Genomic DNA, 16,099 nt, shown 5'->3' with positions numbered 1-16,099 from the left:
TATGCCATTTGACCAGATAATTAACCGACGAAATACGGATTCAGTAAAGTGGGATTTTGATGCGAAACATCTTGGGCAAGGCGCTGAACAGTTACTGCCTATGTGGGTTTCTGATATGGATTTTGCCGCGCCGCCGCAGGTTATTGATGCGCTGATGCAACGTTGCCAGCATGGCGTGTTTGGTTACAGCGACCGGGGTCAGACTTACTTTGACGCGATGCTCACCTGGTATGCTACCCGACACCATCTCTACCTGAAACAGGAATGGATATGCACGACGGAAGGCGTGATACCGGGTTTATCTCTACTGGTGCAGCTGCTCAGCAATGAAAAGGACGGAGTCGTGGTTCAGGGCCCCTATTATGGTTCGTTCGAAAAAATTATCAGCCTGAATCATCGTCAATTGTTGAATAGCCCGTTAACAGAGACGAGCGAATCAGAATATCTCATGGATTTCGAGAACCTTGAGTCGCTGTTTAAAAAATATCGGCCACCTTTAATGATTCTGTGTAATCCGCACAACCCCACAGGACGCTGCTGGCGCAAAGCAGAGTTATGCCAGTTACTGACGCTGTGTGAAGCTTACAACGTCATCGTATTATCAGATGAAATCTGGGCAGATCTGGTGTTACCGGGACACCAATTTACGTCCGTTTTACATCTGGACCCGAGCTGGCATAACAGCGTTATCTCTGCCACCTCTTCAAGTAAAACGTTTGGCCTTTCATCGTTACGGGTCTCAAACTTTGTTATTCCCGATGCGCAGATACGTGACAGGTTTGCTGAACGTCTTAATGCCCACGGTCTTGATGTTTTTAATGTCCTGTCATTATCCGCTTCAACGGTGGCCTGGCAGTCAGGTGCAGGCTGGCTCGATCAATTGCTTGATTATATTACAGTAAATCGTCAATGGTTTACCGAACAGGTTGCAGAGCATGTGCCCTGGGCACGCGTTATACCTGCAGAAGCAACCTATCTTCTATGGATTGACTGCAATAAAGCCGGACTGAACGATCAGCAACTCAAAGCAGTCATCATGCATACCGCAGACATTACCCCCTCCATGGGTTATCAATTTGGGCCGCAAGGTAAAGGATTCATTCGGCTAAATCTGGCCTGTCCGCGAGATTATCTGCGGCTGGCCCTGGAAGGATTAAAGAGAATTCGGCTTTGACTGACTGACGGGCCAGCGATCATCGTAATCCGCTGGCCTCTACGTTGCAGGCCTCACTCTGACCGCTTTAAAAATTATTCCGGCGTTTCTTCACGACAACAGGCGGCTGGCGTAAAATCGGCCAACCTGAGTGGGTTGTCTTGCAGAGTGGACCTTATGCTTATCAGCACAGAAACAGAACGGACGCATATCGCTGATAGCCGTCTTGCCTGTACCCTTGCCGCCGTGGCGGGCGCCTTAAATACCGCCGCGTTTGAGATTGTAGGATTCTTTTCCGCCAATATGACCGGTAACGTCTCTTCGCTGTCCGATTTTCTGGCCAAGGCAAAGTTTCACAACGGTCTGTTTTTCCTGTTTATCGTCTGCATGTTTATTGTGGGCGCGCTTTTTTCCACATTAATTATTAATGCCGGGCGTCGACGCAAAATTCGCACTATTTATGCGGTGAATATCTTTATAGAAGGTATTGCGCTGGTGGCGCTGGGCGTGATTGAAGCCCGCTATCCCATTGCTGCATCCGGTGTGGTGCTGATCCTGAGCCTGAGCTTTTTAATGGGGCTGCAGAATGCGGTGGTCACGCGTATTTCTAACGCGCGCGTCAGAACGACCCACGTGTCCGGCACGTCCACAGACATTGGCATCGAACTGGCCATGCTGTTTGATGTCCTCCGGCGAAAAGAATCGCCCAAAGATGCGCCGCTCTATCTGGAGCGCCTGCGACTGCATACCTACACGATTCTTGCTTTTCTGGTGGGCGGCGTGGCCGGTATCTGGCTGTGGCATTTGCTGAACTACTATTTTCTGGTGCTTATCGGGCTGGGGCTGATGGGCATGGCGCTGGTCGCCATGCTAAAAACTCAGCCTGCTGGTGTTGCCCGTTAAGTGTGGCGCTTTTCAGGGGCCAGCACCTTGAGCGCATCATTAATCAGGCAAAACTGCGCAGGCGTTTGCCCAATAATTTCGCCGTCGGCGTTAATGTAGTGCGGGCGGCGCGTATGCAGCGTGAGTGCCGTGGTGCTGAAGGTGCGAACGTTACGCCAGCGGCCGTGGGTGCCGCGCCGCAAATAAGGAAACAGCGCCAACAACTGCCAGCTTCTTTTCAGCTCCAGGCTGTAGACGTCCAGCAGCCCATCGTCCGGGGCCGCACTTTGCTCTACGGTCATGCCACCGCCGTAAAAACGTCCGTTACCGACCGAAACCTGTACGGTTTTGATCGCAATAGCCTCTCCCTCATGATGTAACGTCGCACTAAAGGGGCGACTTTGTCGCAAGATGCGCAGTGCTGCAAAGGCATAACCCAGCACGCCCCAGCGTTTTTTGGCCTGAGCCGTAAGGTTACGCGCCAGCTCCGCCGAAAAACCGATGCTGGATACGTTCAGGAACAAATGACCATTTACCTCACCCAAATCCACAAAGCGTACGTGTCCCTGGCAAATGATGCTGACAGCCTGCTCCAGCTGAGGCGGAATTCCGAGCGTACGGGCAAAATCGTTGGCGGTGCCAAGCGGCAAAATGCCTAAGGGTAAGCCGGTCTGCATCAGGCCCGCCGCTGCCGCATTTAACGTGCCGTCGCCCCCGCCGACAATCACCAGATCCACCTGGCTGGCATACGCGGTAATGAGCTCAGCGTAAGGACGGCTGTCGTCGTAGGCGGGTTCTAGCAGAATCAAACCGGATTGCAGCAGCAGCTGCGTGGCGCGCGCGGCATCAATGCGACCTTTACGTGAGTGCTGGTTGATTAAAAGTAATGCCGTCTTTACCCTTTGCTGCATGCTTCGTCCATTTTTAATGAAATGTTAGTGATGAAGTAACCAGAAAGTACACATGCGGGAGTATCTCTCACAACCTTGCTTGCGCTACTTTACGTAAGCCCTGGACGAGGGATGGCCCTGACAAACTGCGCCAGGATTGTCTACACTGCCAGAAAATGGCACGACTCACGGGAGCACAAATGACAGAACAGCAATTTCGAACCCTTCTGGCAGAAAAAGGGTTTGCAGAGCCGGTGATTGTGGAGCGGGGCGCAAACAGCGAGCTGGATCATCATGAACATCCCTTTGAGGCGATGGCTCTGATCCTGAGTGGCGATATTACTTTGTACACCGAAAATCAGGCGACCACCTATCGCGAAGGCGATATTTTTCATCTTCATGCAGGGCAGCCACACCGCGAAACGTTTGGCGACAGAGGCGTTCGCTATCTGTCGGGCAGGAAAAGTTAATCCGGTGATGTGCCAGTGATGAACACCTTTGACGCGCTGTTTCAGCGCTTAGCCCAATCGCCTTTTCGTCAGCGTTTCCGTCTGGGGCGGTCGGAATATGACTACTGTCTGACGAAGGGAGAGGCCGATGTGGCAGCCCATGCGGCCACCTTTATTCAGCAGCGGCTGGCTGCCAGCGCTCCGCCTAATGACGGTAAACAAACGCCGATGCGCGGCCATCCGGTTTTCATCGCGCAGCACGCCACCGCGACCTGCTGTCGTGGCTGTCTGGCGAAATGGCATGGGATTGCTCAGCATCAGGTGCTGGATGATAAAGATCAGGCTTATGTGGTCGCGGTGATTATGCACTGGATCCATCAGGCGATGACGCAACCCGCGCCTGCGCCCCGTGAGCGCAAGGGCCGCACCGCGACTCAGACCTCTGCACCAGACAGCGGGCAACTTGACCTGTGGTAGAAAAGATTATCCGGCTGATGGACTTTTAACCAGTCAGGTTCGCCATATTTCATTTCAGGTCTATTCTTAAATCGTTCTTTGGTCTCCTGTGCCAGGATAATCACGCAAGACGACAAATTTCACACAAGAGGGAATTACGATGAAGAAAGCAATTATTGCACTGTCTGCTGTTTTACTGGCCTCGCCAGTTTTCGCTGCTACCACAACGGATGAAACTGTCGCTGAAGCGCATAAAGGCGCAGATACCGCTAAAGAAAAACTGCATCAGACCGAGCATAAAGGCGAAGAGCTGAAGCTGAAGTCTGAGCATGCCGCAGAAGGCAAGAGCAACTCGACCTCCAGCAAAATTTCTGAAAGCACGCAGAAAGGCTGGCACAAAACTAAAGAAGGCGCCGAGAAGGGCTGGGATAAAACCAAGCAGGGTGCTGAAGATCTGAAAAATAAAGCGACTAACTAAGCCGCTTTAGTGTGAAAAAACCCACCGCTGGTGGGTTTTTTTTGGCTTATTTTCGAGAAGGCTCGGCCGGAACCGTTTTCGCCTCTAAGGCCTCTGCCTTTGCGGCCTCTGCTTCTGCCGCATCCTGTTGTGCGGTATCAGACTGTTTTTTTCCTTCTTCAATAAACTCTTCATCGATCTCTTCGATGTTTTCACGGTTATCGCGCCCGGACAGCAGATTCCAGCAGGCAATGAACAGCGCGGCGATCACCGGGCCAATCACGAAGCCGTTAATGCCATAGATTTCCATCCCACCCAACGTCGTAATCAGAATCAGGTAGTCAGGCATTTTGGTGTCTTTGCCCACCAGTAGCGGGCGCAGAATGTTATCAACCAGGCCGACAACCACGACAAAGAAGCCAACGAGGAACAACCCTTTCCACAGCGCACCGGTGGCAAAGAAGAAAATGGTCGCCGGAACCCAGATAATAGCGGAACCCACTGCAGGAACCAGTGACAGGAAGCCCATCAATGCGCCCCAAAGCAGGCTGCCATCGATGCCGGTAAACCAGAAAGCCAGCCCGCCCAGAATCCCCTGCACGACGCCAACGACGACCGTGCCTTTCACCGTTGCGCGTGACACCGCGGCAAACTTCATAAACAGATGGTGTTTAACGTAGGTAGACAGCGGAAGCGCTTCCAGAATGAGATGCACCAGATAGGAACCATCTTTCAGCAGGAAGAACAGCAGGTAAAGCATGATGCCAAAGCCAACGGTAAAACTGAACGTACCTTTACCGATGATAAAGGCGCTGCCTGCCAGATACTGACCGCCTTTAAGGGCAAATGCCGACAGCTTCTGCTGGATCTGCGTGGCATTGTCCAGATTATTTTCAGCCAGATAGTGTTTGGCCCAGTTCGGTAGGTGTTGTAACAAATCGGCGAAGACCACCGGAAACTGGGCGGAGTTGGTTTGCAGCTTGTGATAAACCGTGTTCACCTCCACCACCATGGATGAGGCGATGATCGCTAACGGGGTGAAAACGATCAGGCAGATGCAAACCAGCGTCAGCAGTGAGGCAAGACCGTTACGATCGCCCAGTTTGCCGCGCAGATACCTTTTGAGCGGATGGAAGATGACGGCCAGCACCGCAGCCCACAAAATGGCCGAAAAGTAGGGCGCTAATACTTCAAAAAAGGCAATGGTGGCCATTGCTAAAATCAGAAGGAAAAACCCGACAGTAAGTCCTTTAAAGCGCATTGGATAACCTCATGTAAACATCCCTTAATAAGCACGCACGCCGATGCGGCCATTCGCAACCCGAGAGTGTATGAATGTGGCAACGGTAATCAACGATCAATTCTGTTTTTTAATCAATGTCAGACGGCATTCGTGCGCTAACGCCCTCACAACGTCGTAAAGAGGGGGCAGGGCGTAGTCTTAACATCGCCATTGGGCAAGACCTGTTATCTGTTAATAACGCCGGTCAATCCTACATTAGCGTAGCGGGTTCAGCCGTTTTTGCTGCCCGTTCGCGGTGGTTTATTCAGCGCGCAACGCGCTTTCGGGGTAAACCGCTGGCATAACAGCTGAAATAAAAATGTCATGGGGCAATGCTAGCGTGACAACCGGCAAGGTCAGAGATTATCCGACATCAAAGGAATAATAATGAAAATGAAATTCACCCTGATTGCGGCGGTACTGCTGGTAGCGCAGCAGGCACAGGCAATCTCGTTGTCCGAAGCCGGCATGCTGGCAAACAACACCTCGCAGGGATCGTCCAGCCCGGCGTTTAACGCACTTGAATTACAGGCGCTGGGGGCAGAGCGGGCGGCGATACAACATGGCGCGCCTGCGCTCAGCCGTGACCAGCTCAAGCAGGCGAAGCAGAGTGATAAACTCGCTGACTACCCGTGGCTGAAAGCCAGTGGTTATGATTTCCAGAGCAAAGCGTTGCAAAAGGCAGGTATTGCCTTGTTATCAGGGTTCAGCACGCTGCCGAAAGCGGTACTGGACGCCAATCGTGCCACGGTGACATCAATTAACCTCAATGCCACTCAGGGCGAGCGCCATCAGGCGCTGGCGGACGCAGAGGGGATCAGCTATCTCTATTTTCTCGCCGATGCCCTTGGGCCGCGTTTAGGTAAAGCCTTCCTGGCCGCCTATGACAAAGGCGAAATCAATAAGGCGGCAGCCCTGATCAAAGCCAGTGAAGTCAGTACCGGTGAAGCAAAAAAACATTTTAACTATCCGCGTCCTTTCCTGCACAAAGGGAATACGATTCATCTGGTGCCGGATGATACGGTGATCAAAGACAATCATCCCTACACGGCCGATGGCGGTTCGTTCCCCAGCGGGCACACCAACACGGGCTATACCGATGCGCTGCTGCTGGCCGAGATGGTGCCGGAGCGGTTTGAAGCCTTACTGCAACGCGGCGCACGTTACGGCTATTCTCGGCTGATTCTGGGCGTGCACTATCCGCTCGACGTGATGGGCTCGCGTATGGTGGCGCAATACAACGTTGCCCATTATCTGAACGATGCCGCTTATCGGACGTTATTCAACGATGCCCGTCAACAACTGCGGAGCGCGCTGGAAAAAGAGTGTGGAACAACCCTGACGGCGTGTGCCAAACCTGCCGGTAGCGACGATCCTTACGGCAATGGCAGCATGAAGCCGTTTTATCGCTTTACGATGAGCTATAACCTGCCCAAAGTCGCCGGGAACACGGCCAAACTGCAGGTACCGGACGGGGCCGAGGTGCTGCTGGAAACGGCCTTACCACAGCTGTCTGCACAACAGCGCCGCGAACTGATGGTGAAAAGTGCCTTATCCGCTGGTTATCCACTGGGTGGACCTGGCGCCGATCAGGCATTCTGGCAGCGGCTGGATCTGGACGCCGCTTACGCACAGGCCAAATCCCACAGATAAAAAACAGGGGCGGGAATCTCCCGCTCCTGTTTTTACAGCGTGGCCTGGGTTGGCATCATGCCAGGCACCAGAATAACCTTGCGGCACGCTTCTTCACGCTTTTCAAAAATCTCATAACCGCGAGCGGCATCTTCCAGCGGCATATGATGCGTCACGATTTCTTCCGGTGTTAAATGCCCTTTTTCAATCAGATTCAACAGATCGGGCAGGTAAGCATGCACATGCGTCTGGCCCATTTTAAAGGTCAGGCCCTTGTCAAACGCATCGCCAAACAGGAAGCCATGAATAAATCCCGCATACACGCCAGGCACGCTGACAATGCCGCCACGGCGAACCGCAGCGATACATTGACGTAACGCCTTGCCACTGCTGCCTTCCAGCTTCAGGTTGGTTAGCACTGTTTCGGTCATGCTGCCTTTGGCTTCAAAACCCACCGCGTCAATCACGGCGTCCACACCGCGGTGTCCCGCGCTGTGCTCAATAATCCAGGCCGCGGGATCGTCGTTGTTATCAAAGTTGATGGGAATGACGCCGTAGCGCTCTCTGGCAAAATTCAGCCGGTAGTCGTTGTGATCGATCATGAAGATCTGCTCTGCACCTTCCAGTCGGGCACAGGCGGCACTGAGCAGGCCCACAGGACCTGCGCCAAAAATAGCGACGCTCGAACCCTGCTTAATCTCCGCATTTTTCACCGCCTGCCAGGCCGTAGGTAAAATGTCGGACAGGAACAGAACTTTTTCGTCCGAAAGGGTGTTCGGCACTTTAAAAGGGCCAGCGTTGGCCTTAGGCACGCGCACGTATTCTGCCTGACCACCTGGCACTCCGCCATAGAGTTTGCTGTAGCCAAACAGGGCCGCCGGCGGCGTAATGCTTTTACGGTTTAGCGCCGCGCCTTTGCCGCTGTTGGTGTTTTCGCACGCGGCATACTGATGCAGATGACAAAAAAAGCAGTCACCGCAGGCGATAACAAACGGGATCACCACGCGGTCGCCTTTTGCCACAGCCGTTACCGCACGGCCGGCTTCCACCACTTCACCCATAAACTCGTGGCCGAAAATATCGCCATGATCGGTGCCGGGAATTTTCCCTCGATAAAGATGCAGGTCAGAGCCACAGATCGCCGTGGCCGTGACGCGCAGGATAATATCATCGGCGGCTTCCAGTCCGGGATCGGCAACGTTATCAACGCTGACTTTATGAGGGCCGTGATAGGTTAACGCTTTCATAGAGTCGACTCCTGTAAATCACTGGACGGCAACCGCCGATCGGGCGGCGACTGCATCAACAGCGCGGTTGAGCGCACTGTCCTGTCCAAAACGTTAAGGGTGTTTAAAGTGTAGTGAGGAAAAAATGGGTAAGCAGAGCGGTATCCGTAAACCCATGCCGGACGGGTTAGGCCGTAACGCCGTCATCACACGTTTTCCCCTGTTTTTTCCGGAAAGACGCACGATCTGACGCTTAACTTGAATGTTTGCCGTCAGATGGTGTAAAAAATGGGGCGCAATCGATTTCGTCCTGACGGGGCGGGCTGAATCTGGCAGGTTGCACTCATGCGTTGATGGCGAAAAACGCCCACCCTTTACCCGCTGCAAGCCTTAATTCAGGCTGATGCATACTCTGGAAGAGCTGATGAAAACCTCGCAAACCCGCACGCTGGAAACACCTCACGTCAATGATGAAACAGGCTGGCGAAAAACGGATACCGTCTGGATGCTGGGGTTATATGGCACCGCCATCGGTGCGGGCGTGTTGTTTCTGCCGATCAATGCGGGAATGGGGGGACTGTTACCCTTGATCGTTATGGCGGTGCTGGCGTTTCCCTTGACCTTCTTTGCCCATCGGGCCTTAACGCGTTTTGTCCTCTCAGGCAGCAATCCGGCAGGGGATATCACCGACGTGGTTGAAGAGCATTTTGGCGCAGGAGCGGGAAAACTGATTACGCTGCTCTATTTTTTTGCCATTTACCCTATTTTGCTGATGTACAGCGTAGCCATTACTAATACGGTTGAAAGCCTGATGGTGAACCAGCTGGGCCTGGTGCCGCCGCCGCGTGTGCTGCTGTCGTTGATATTGATTATTGGCATGATGACGGTGGTGCGCTTTGGCAAAAGCATGATTGTTAAGGCAATGAGCGTCCTGGTTTATCCCTTTGTCGCCGTGTTGATGCTGATGGCGTGTTGTCTGATTCCTTACTGGCACGGGGCCGCACTGGAAACCCTCAATGTGGGCAGCGGGCGCAACCTGTGGATGACGCTGTGGCTTGCCCTGCCGGTCATGGTATTCTCGTTTAATCACTCGCCGATCATCTCCTCGTTCGCCCTGGCGAAACGGCAGGAGTACGGCGAGCAGGCCGAGCGAAAATGCTCCCGGATTCTGGCCTGCGCGCACCTTTTGATGGTGCTTACCGTGATGTTCTTTGTCTTCAGCTGCGTACTCAGCCTCTCGCCACAAGACTTACAGTCCGCTAAAGCGCAAAACATTTCGATCTTGTCCTACCTTGCCAACCATTTTAATGCGCCGCTTATCGCCTGGGTTGGGCCGTTGATAGCCGTGGTGGCGATCACCAAGTCATTCCTCGGCCACTATCTGGGCGCACGTGAAGGGTTCAACGGCATGGTGAATAAAGCGCTCCGTAGCCGGGGCAAAGCGATGGCCCCTGACAGGCTGAATCGTCTGACGGCCGTGTTCATGCTGCTGACAACCTGGCTGGTGGCAACGCTCGATCCCAATATCCTCAATATGATTGAAACGCTGGGCGGCCCGATCATTGCCGTGATTCTGTTTTTGATGCCGATGTACGCTATCCAGCGGGTGCCCGCCATGCGTCAATACAGTGGAAAACTCAGTAATCTGTTCGTGCTGCTCGCCGGTCTGATCGCCATTTCGGCCATTTTTTATTCGCTGCTTAAGGCGTAAACCTCGTCGATATCGAGGCGCCGCCCGGTCCTTATGCCGGGATGGCGCTCACCTGAGACAGCGTTCAGACGTATTCATTAAACAAAGGTTTATATTTGTTACGAATTAGCATGGTAAAGTTAACGAGAATAATTCTTATTTCTCAACAGGGTTAATAAACATGAAATTCGGTATTTTTGCAGCCACGTTGCTGGCCTCAACGGTCTGCTCGGCCGCCACCTATCCTCTGACCGTTACGGATGTGGATGGACAGACGATTACGCTGCAGAAAGAACCTCAGCACGTCATTCTCCAGGACGGGCGAGACATCATGACGCTGGCGCTGCTGGATCGGGATAACCCTTTTAAACGGGTGGTGGCATGGAATAACCTGCCAAAGAAACAGGATACGCAAACCTGGGCGCTGCTGAAGAAAACCTGGCCGCAGGCTGAGAAGATAGTGGATATGGGCTTCAACGATCAGGGGCAGGTGAACCTCGAAAGCGTATTGGCAAAGAAACCGGATATCATGATTGCGCAGTTGCGTGCCAAACCTGCGCTGATGCAGTCGGGAGTGCTGACCACGCTCAGAAGCCTGAATATCCCGGTCGTGTTTGTTGACTATGAACTGCATCCTAAAGAAAACACCGTACCGGGTATTACGCTGCTGGGTAAAGTGCTGAACCGCGAAGCCGAGGCGAAGGCCTACACCGATTTTTATCAGCAGCACTGGCAGAATCTGCAGAAGGGCATTGACCAGGTTAAAACTAAACCCACCGTCTTTATCGAACCGATAGCCGGCAACAGTGACAGTTGCTGTTTTACTCACAGCCACAGCGGCTGGGGTGGACTGGTGGAAGCGGTCGGCGGCAAAAATATCGGATCGACTTTGCTGCCGGGTAACGCAGGTTTCGTTTCCCTTGAGAAAATCATTGCCATGAAGCCGGACGTATACATCATGACGGGGTCAAAACGTTCCAACAGTAATGTGCTGCCGTTTGGTTACGGAGCGGACAGGAAAGCGGTGGCGGCAACCTTTACGACGTTGTTGAAGCGTACAGGATTAGCGCAGATTGAGCCGGTAAAACAGGGGCGCACCTACGGGATCTATCACCACTTCTACAACCATCCTTACAACATTATCGGGATGGAGATTCTGGCAAAAGACTTGTATCCAAAGCAGTTTAGCCAGCTCGATCCGGTGGCGGATTACCATCAAATCATCCGCAGGTTTACAAAATTACCGGATGCGCCAGTGCTGCTGAGTTACCCCTGATGGTCATCCGCTCAGGCGCACAGCGCGCCTGAACGGATAGCACCGAACACCCGTTTTCAGGTTTGCGATGTGCGGCGGTGTGTTTCTTATGAGATCAAACCGGCATGTAAAATATATCCGGGCCGTTTTTCATCCAACTGTCATTAACCAGAGTTTAGTATTTCATCCCGACACTTGGGATGTGGTCTTGTCTGCTTTGCTTCTCCCTTTTTCTCTTAAGGGACATTTCCCAGTTTACTGGCTTTGACGATAACTTCCCGATCTCAGGATCGGGGTTTTATTTTTATGCCTCGCCAGGTTTGAGTTTCCAAACGATTTTCCGCACGGTATCGGTGTTTCACGCCTGATGAAGCGTGCCTGACGAGAGAGCGAAGCCGTCCGCGCCTGTTTAGCACGCTGACTTTTAAGAGTTTTGGTCATTCTTATTTCTTCCGGTTGCGACAATAGTAATGGCAACGGCGCTGAGTCGCCGTTACCACTGGAGGCAGTACCATGAAAAAAATAAAATCAGGTTTGATTATCGCCCTTTTAGCATACAGCACGATGTACAGCAGCCCTGGGCTGGCACAGGGGCCAGGCGGCCCAGAGGGGCCGTGGCATCATCCTGGGCGCGGTCCCGACGGCGATGGCCCGCCAGGCCTGGATCGTGATGGACCTCCTGGCCACCGGCCTGGTCCGCCACCACCGGATGTGCGGCGCGATTATCATCACGATCGCTTTGCCTGGCGCGGTCATGAATTTCGCCGGGGTGGCCCTGTACCGCGAGAGTACTGTGGTGAAGATTACCGGGTTGATGACTGGCGTGAGCGTGGTCTGAGAGAACCGCCGCCGGGGCAGCACTGGGCCGATATCGACGGTAACTATGTTTTGATTGCCGCCGCCACCGGCATTATTACCTCGCTGATCCTGAATAACGCGTTTCAATAGCGACACAGGGATGGCCGATGCCATCCCTTTTTTATGCACCGAACGCCCGTTACCAGGCTATTCTGACAGTTAATCCTGAACGTTTACCGGCTAAGGAGTTCTGATGACCACGGTTAAGATGGTTGCTGTTGATATGGATGGCACCTTTCTGGATGACAAAAAGCAGTACAACCGCGCGCGTTTCCTCGCCTGTTACCACCAGCTCACTCAGCGACATATCAAATTTGTCGTGGCCAGCGGCAATCAATACCATCAACTCCGCTCATTTTTCCCTGAGATCGCCAGTGAGATTGCGTTTGTCGCTGAAAATGGCGCGTTAATTATCGATCGTGATGAAGAACTGTTCTGCGGTGCTTTTAGCCGTAATGACATCGATGCGGTACTCGATACGCTTGACAATGGCCACTATCCTGATCTGCGCTATCTGCTTTGCGGACGTGAGAGCGCCTACTACTTCGAAGGGATGGATGAGACGTGGCTGGTCAAGATGCGGCATTATTGCCACCGGCTCAGGCCCATTCGTTCTCTTGATGAGGTTGCCGACGACAGGATACTGAAGTTTGCCCTTAATCTGTCAGACGCGTATGTCGAGCCTTTAATGGCGGATATTCAGCGCCTGCACGCAGGTTCGGCAGCGGCGACGTCAAGCGGGCACGGTTCGGTAGACTTAATCGTTCCTGGTCAGCATAAAGCTAACGGCCTGAACCTGCTGGCGCAGCGCTGGGGCATTTCTCACGATCGGGTACTGGCCTTTGGCGATGGGGGCAACGATCTCGAGATGCTGCAGCAGTCGGGTTTCAGTTTCGCGATGAGCAATGCCCCGCAGCGGGTTAAAGACGCCGCGCGCTTCCTGGCACCCGCGAATAATAATGAAGGTGTGCTACAGGTGATTGAGCACATGCTTGCAGGTGAAACGCCCTTCAGCGGGGCGGAACAGGGGGAATGTGCGGGCTAAAACACCGCCCGCACGACGCTTACGCGCTGACCGGCCAGGCGCGTGTTATCATGTCGCGCATCTCATCTTTGCTGTAGTTGACGAGGCTGTTTTTACTGTTGGCCCGGGCCAGGATCCAGTCTATATCCGACGGGCTTAACGTTGGCCCCTCCTGCCAGAACGTCATAATGGCTGAGCGTTGTAGCCAGGCTTTGAGATAGCGCGCGGGTGAATCGGTCTCCTCGTCAAAAAGCTGCGCATGCATGTCATCCATGAGCTGACGCTGGCGCGCATGCTGGCTGTCTGCAAGATGATCCAGAAACGTGAACAGCAGCCTGCCGCACACTTCACCATGATGAAAGGGTTTAATCGCGCCCAGCTCTCCGGCGATGCCGTGAATGACGCCCAGCCCCGCGCTGCTCAGGCTGACACCGCCCAGCCAGGACGCCATCATCATCGCCTCTCGGGCGCGATCGCCGGTTTCGTCTTGCTGGTTTTGCCGAGGCCAGCCCTGAATAAACTGACGCAGTCCGGTAAGGGCTAACTGGCGCGTAAAGAGGTTGCCCTTGCTGGAAAGATAGGCTTCAAATAAATGGGTAAACGCGTCGATTCCACAGGTGGCCAGCACCTTATCGGGGGCGCCCTTAAGCAAGTCGGGATCGAGAATCGCGACCTGTGGCACGAACACCGGATGGCGCAACGATGCTTTTATCTGGATATCCCGCTGGTCAGTCACGACGGCGTTCTGCGTGACCTCACTGCCGGTGCCCGCCGTGGTGGGAATCGCGATGAGCGGCAGGGTCACGGCGCTGACTGCCGTGTCTCCAACTTTTTCCAGGTAGCGGGCGGTGGGAAGCGGGTGCTGAATCATGGCGCTGAAGGCCTTGGCGGCATCCAGAACGCTGCCGCCTCCTACGGCGATAACCCGATCGACATGGCCGCGCCAGCGTGCCACCCAGCCATCAATATCGGCAGGCGAGGCTTCGTTGCTCACAATTTCATAACCCACAATGTGATCGTTCAGCGTGGTTTTAATTCGGGCATAGGCCTCGCCCTGTAGGAAGGAACGACCGCAAAAGAGCAGGGTAGCCTGGGGTTGGGCGGCCAACAGGGGAATCAGTTTGTTAAGGCTGCCCTGGCCCAAAAGGGTTTGTTGATTGCTGTACAGCTCACTCAGATTGTCACTCACCAGCGCATCCTTTTATTGCTTCGCTAAAATCTGAGTGTAACGAAAAGCGCGCGATCGGCCCCGGGAAACTTTCTTATAGCGAGGGGAGCAAAAGTTGATCGTCTTCGCAAAACGCAAATTCAACGACGTGGAGTGATGCTTTAACACGGATGTTACCCTTAACATGTTATCGGTAACAGGGGTTGTCAAAATGTTATGACCATGACAGCGCCCCAATTTTGCGCGTTCTCCGGGACGACGATAACAAAGCGGCACTGAAATTATTCAGAGCATCAGGTGGAGAAAAATTATGCCATTACTCTATGTGGCGATTGGCGTGGCATTACTGTTACTGCTGATGATTCGCTTTAAACTCAACGGCTTTATCGCACTGATTTTGGTCGCCCTGGCGGTAGGGATCATGCAGGGGATGCCGGTCAACAAAGTCATTCTTTCGATTAAAAACGGCGTCGGCGGGACGCTGGGCGGACTGGCGCTGATCATGGGATTTGGTGCCATGCTCGGTAAATTACTGGCCGACTGTGGTGGTGCACAACGTATCGCCACCACGTTGATCGATAAATTTGGCACAAGGCACATCCAGTGGGCGCTGGTGCTGACCGGTTTTATCGTCGGTTTTGCCTTGTTCTATGAAGTGGGCTTTGTGCTGATGCTGCCGCTGGTGTTTAGCGTTGCGGCTTCTGCTCGGGTACCGCTGTTGTTTGTTGGCGTGCCTATGGCGGCGGCCCTGTCTGTCACCCATGGGTTTTTACCGCCTCATCCAGGCCCCACGGCAATAGCGACGTTGTTTAACGCCGATATGGGGAAAACCCTGCTTTTTGGTACCTTACTGGGCATTCCGACCGTTATCCTGGCGGGACCGGTTTACGCGCGTTTCCTTAAAGGCATTGATAAGCCTATCCCTGAAGGGCTCTACAACCCTAAAACCTTTAGTGAAGCCGAAATGCCAGGCTTTGGCGTCAGCGTCTGGACATCGCTCGTTCCGGTCATCCTGATGGCACTGCGTGCGGTAGCCGAGATGGTGCTGCCCAAGGGGCACGCGCTGTTGCCGTATGCCGAGTTCTTTGGCGATCCTGTTATGGCGACGCTCATTGCCGTGCTGATTGCGATCTTCACTTTTGGTCTGAACCGCGGGCGCAGCATGGAACAGGTGATGGACACGTTAAGCGATTCCATCAAAATTATTGCCATGATGCTGCTGATTATCGGCGGCGGCGGGGCCTTTAAGCAGGTTCTGGTGGACAGCGGCGTGGATAAATACATTGCCAACATGATGCATGCCACCAATTTGTCGCCGTTGTTTATGGCCTGGTCTATTGCTGCTGTGCTGCGTATCGCGCTTGGCTCGGCAACCGTGGCGGCGATTACCGCCGGAGGCATTGTCGCGCCGTTGATTGTAACCAGCGGTGCCAGTCCTGAGTTAATGGTGATAGCCGTGGGGTCGGGCAGTGTGATTTTTTCACACGTTAACGATCCAGGATTCTGGCTGTTTAAAGAGTATTTCAACCTGACGATAGGCGAAACCATCCGTTCCTGGTCAGCACTGGAGACGATTATTTCGGTGTGTGGTTTAGTGGGATGCTTGCTACTTTCTTACGTGGTGTAAGGGCGCCTGCTCGTGACAAAAGGGCCGCGCAAACATGGCGGCCCCTGCTG

The 16,099-nt window shown here is 53.6% G+C and carries 16 protein-coding genes; 12 read left to right on the top strand and 4 right to left on the bottom strand.

What is annotated here, in order from left to right; all coding sequences use genetic code 11:
• Position 1 precedes the first annotated feature (1 nt).
• Positions 2-1,174: a MalY/PatB family protein gene (locus tag GKC68_RS16275; protein WP_342656331.1), complete on the top strand. Its 1,173-nt coding sequence runs from the start codon at positions 2-4 to the stop codon at positions 1,172-1,174.
• 156 nt (positions 1,175-1,330) lie between these two features.
• Complete coding sequence (locus tag GKC68_RS16270; RefSeq protein WP_028723888.1) at positions 1,331-2,056, top strand: YoaK family protein; 726 nt, start codon at positions 1,331-1,333, stop codon at positions 2,054-2,056.
• Here the strand turns inward: GKC68_RS16270 and GKC68_RS16265 are convergent.
• A complete protein-coding gene (locus GKC68_RS16265; protein WP_047714582.1) occupies positions 2,053-2,946 on the bottom strand; it encodes a lipid kinase in 894 nt (297 codons plus the stop codon). The genes GKC68_RS16270 and GKC68_RS16265 overlap by 4 nt on opposite strands.
• A 179-nt stretch (positions 2,947-3,125) precedes the next feature.
• Here GKC68_RS16265 and GKC68_RS16260 point away from each other — a divergent pair, with 179 nt between their 5' ends.
• The 3 genes from GKC68_RS16260 to GKC68_RS16250 all read left to right on the top strand — a co-directional run bounded on the left by GKC68_RS16260 (position 3,126) and on the right by GKC68_RS16250 (position 4,308).
• Positions 3,126-3,395, top strand: a complete 270-nt coding sequence (locus GKC68_RS16260) for a cupin domain-containing protein (RefSeq protein ID WP_014606329.1) — start codon at positions 3,126-3,128, stop codon at positions 3,393-3,395.
• Between the two features lie 18 nt (positions 3,396-3,413).
• Positions 3,414-3,851 (top strand): DUF4186 domain-containing protein, encoded by a 438-nt coding sequence (locus tag GKC68_RS16255; protein WP_089527710.1) that lies wholly within the window; start codon positions 3,414-3,416, stop codon positions 3,849-3,851.
• A gap of 139 nt (positions 3,852-3,990) precedes the next feature.
• Positions 3,991-4,308: a hypothetical protein gene (locus GKC68_RS16250; RefSeq protein WP_028723885.1), complete on the top strand. Its 318-nt coding sequence runs from the start codon at positions 3,991-3,993 to the stop codon at positions 4,306-4,308.
• Positions 4,309-4,354: 46 nt separating this feature from the next.
• Here the strand turns inward: GKC68_RS16250 and GKC68_RS16245 are convergent, their stop codons facing one another.
• Complete coding sequence (locus GKC68_RS16245) at positions 4,355-5,548, bottom strand: AI-2E family transporter (RefSeq protein ID WP_047714584.1); 1,194 nt, start codon at positions 5,546-5,548, stop codon at positions 4,355-4,357.
• A gap of 116 nt (positions 5,549-5,664) precedes the next feature.
• Between GKC68_RS16245 and GKC68_RS16240 the strand changes: the two genes are divergently transcribed.
• Together GKC68_RS16240 and GKC68_RS16235 are read left to right on the top strand one after the other, a co-directional pair.
• On the top strand, positions 5,665-5,874 hold the full coding sequence (locus tag GKC68_RS16240; protein ID WP_342656330.1) for a hypothetical protein: 210 nt from the start codon (positions 5,665-5,667) through the stop codon (positions 5,872-5,874).
• 82 nt (positions 5,875-5,956) lie between these two features.
• Positions 5,957-7,222, top strand: coding sequence for a phosphatase PAP2 family protein (locus tag GKC68_RS16235; protein WP_247101746.1), 1,266 nt, complete (start codon positions 5,957-5,959; stop codon positions 7,220-7,222).
• 32 nt (positions 7,223-7,254) lie between these two features.
• Here the strand turns inward: GKC68_RS16235 and GKC68_RS16230 are convergent, their stop codons facing one another.
• Positions 7,255-8,448 carry a zinc-dependent alcohol dehydrogenase gene (locus GKC68_RS16230; protein WP_047714586.1) on the bottom strand — a complete coding sequence of 398 codons (1,194 nt, stop codon included), beginning with the start codon at positions 8,446-8,448 and terminating at the stop codon, positions 7,255-7,257.
• A gap of 403 nt (positions 8,449-8,851) precedes the next feature.
• On the opposite strand from GKC68_RS16230, the gene GKC68_RS16225 reads away from it, so the two are divergent.
• From GKC68_RS16225 to GKC68_RS16210, 4 genes are all read left to right on the top strand, one after another.
• Positions 8,852-10,138 carry an HAAAP family serine/threonine permease gene (locus tag GKC68_RS16225; RefSeq protein ID WP_089527706.1) on the top strand — a complete coding sequence of 429 codons (1,287 nt, stop codon included), beginning with the start codon at positions 8,852-8,854 and terminating at the stop codon, positions 10,136-10,138.
• A gap of 160 nt (positions 10,139-10,298) precedes the next feature.
• Positions 10,299-11,393, top strand: a complete 1,095-nt coding sequence (locus GKC68_RS16220; protein ID WP_221611152.1) for an ABC transporter substrate-binding protein — start codon at positions 10,299-10,301, stop codon at positions 11,391-11,393.
• Between the two features lie 492 nt (positions 11,394-11,885).
• Entirely contained in the window at positions 11,886-12,320 is a 435-nt protein-coding gene (locus GKC68_RS16215; protein ID WP_028723879.1) for an RcnB family protein, read from the top strand.
• A gap of 103 nt (positions 12,321-12,423) precedes the next feature.
• Entirely contained in the window at positions 12,424-13,275 is an 852-nt protein-coding gene (locus GKC68_RS16210; RefSeq protein ID WP_221611151.1) for a Cof-type HAD-IIB family hydrolase, read from the top strand.
• 19 nt (positions 13,276-13,294) lie between these two features.
• On the opposite strand, the gene GKC68_RS16205 is transcribed toward GKC68_RS16210, so the two are convergent.
• Positions 13,295-14,446 carry an iron-containing alcohol dehydrogenase gene (locus GKC68_RS16205; RefSeq protein ID WP_342656904.1) on the bottom strand — a complete coding sequence of 384 codons (1,152 nt, stop codon included), beginning with the start codon at positions 14,444-14,446 and terminating at the stop codon, positions 13,295-13,297.
• Between the two features lie 286 nt (positions 14,447-14,732).
• Here GKC68_RS16205 and gntT point away from each other — a divergent pair, with 286 nt between their 5' ends.
• Positions 14,733-16,049: a gluconate transporter gene (gntT, locus tag GKC68_RS16200; RefSeq protein ID WP_014593160.1), complete on the top strand. Its 1,317-nt coding sequence runs from the start codon at positions 14,733-14,735 to the stop codon at positions 16,047-16,049.
• Positions 16,050-16,099 lie beyond the last annotated feature (50 nt).

Origin of the sequence: Pantoea sp. RSPAM1 (genome assembly GCF_038816185.1) — a bacterium.
Taxonomy (GTDB): Bacteria; Pseudomonadota; Gammaproteobacteria; order Enterobacterales; family Enterobacteriaceae; genus Pantoea; species Pantoea ananatis.
The sequence above is the reverse complement of the archived record's forward strand: the minus strand, read 5'-3'. Positions and strand labels throughout refer to the sequence as shown.

Coding starts and splice junctions, on each gene's coding strand:
- GKC68_RS16255 (WP_089527710.1), top strand. CDS start 3,414: ATGAACACCTTTGACGCGCTGTTTCAGCGCTTAGCCCAATCGCCTTTT.
- GKC68_RS16260 (WP_014606329.1), top strand. CDS start 3,126: ATGACAGAACAGCAATTTCGAACCCTTCTGGCAGAAAAAGGGTTTGCA.
- GKC68_RS16215 (WP_028723879.1), top strand. CDS start 11,886: ATGAAAAAAATAAAATCAGGTTTGATTATCGCCCTTTTAGCATACAGC.
- GKC68_RS16250 (WP_028723885.1), top strand. CDS start 3,991: ATGAAGAAAGCAATTATTGCACTGTCTGCTGTTTTACTGGCCTCGCCA.
- GKC68_RS16245 (WP_047714584.1), bottom strand. CDS start 5,548: ATGCGCTTTAAAGGACTTACTGTCGGGTTTTTCCTTCTGATTTTAGCA.
- gntT (WP_014593160.1), top strand. CDS start 14,733: ATGCCATTACTCTATGTGGCGATTGGCGTGGCATTACTGTTACTGCTG.
- GKC68_RS16210 (WP_221611151.1), top strand. CDS start 12,424: ATGACCACGGTTAAGATGGTTGCTGTTGATATGGATGGCACCTTTCTG.
- GKC68_RS16230 (WP_047714586.1), bottom strand. CDS start 8,448: ATGAAAGCGTTAACCTATCACGGCCCTCATAAAGTCAGCGTTGATAAC.
- GKC68_RS16240 (WP_342656330.1), top strand. CDS start 5,665: ATGTCAGACGGCATTCGTGCGCTAACGCCCTCACAACGTCGTAAAGAG.
- GKC68_RS16265 (WP_047714582.1), bottom strand. CDS start 2,946: ATGCAGCAAAGGGTAAAGACGGCATTACTTTTAATCAACCAGCACTCA.
- GKC68_RS16225 (WP_089527706.1), top strand. CDS start 8,852: ATGAAAACCTCGCAAACCCGCACGCTGGAAACACCTCACGTCAATGAT.
- GKC68_RS16270 (WP_028723888.1), top strand. CDS start 1,331: ATGCTTATCAGCACAGAAACAGAACGGACGCATATCGCTGATAGCCGT.
- GKC68_RS16235 (WP_247101746.1), top strand. CDS start 5,957: ATGAAAATGAAATTCACCCTGATTGCGGCGGTACTGCTGGTAGCGCAG.
- GKC68_RS16220 (WP_221611152.1), top strand. CDS start 10,299: ATGAAATTCGGTATTTTTGCAGCCACGTTGCTGGCCTCAACGGTCTGC.
- GKC68_RS16275 (WP_342656331.1), top strand. CDS start 2: ATGCCATTTGACCAGATAATTAACCGACGAAATACGGATTCAGTAAAG.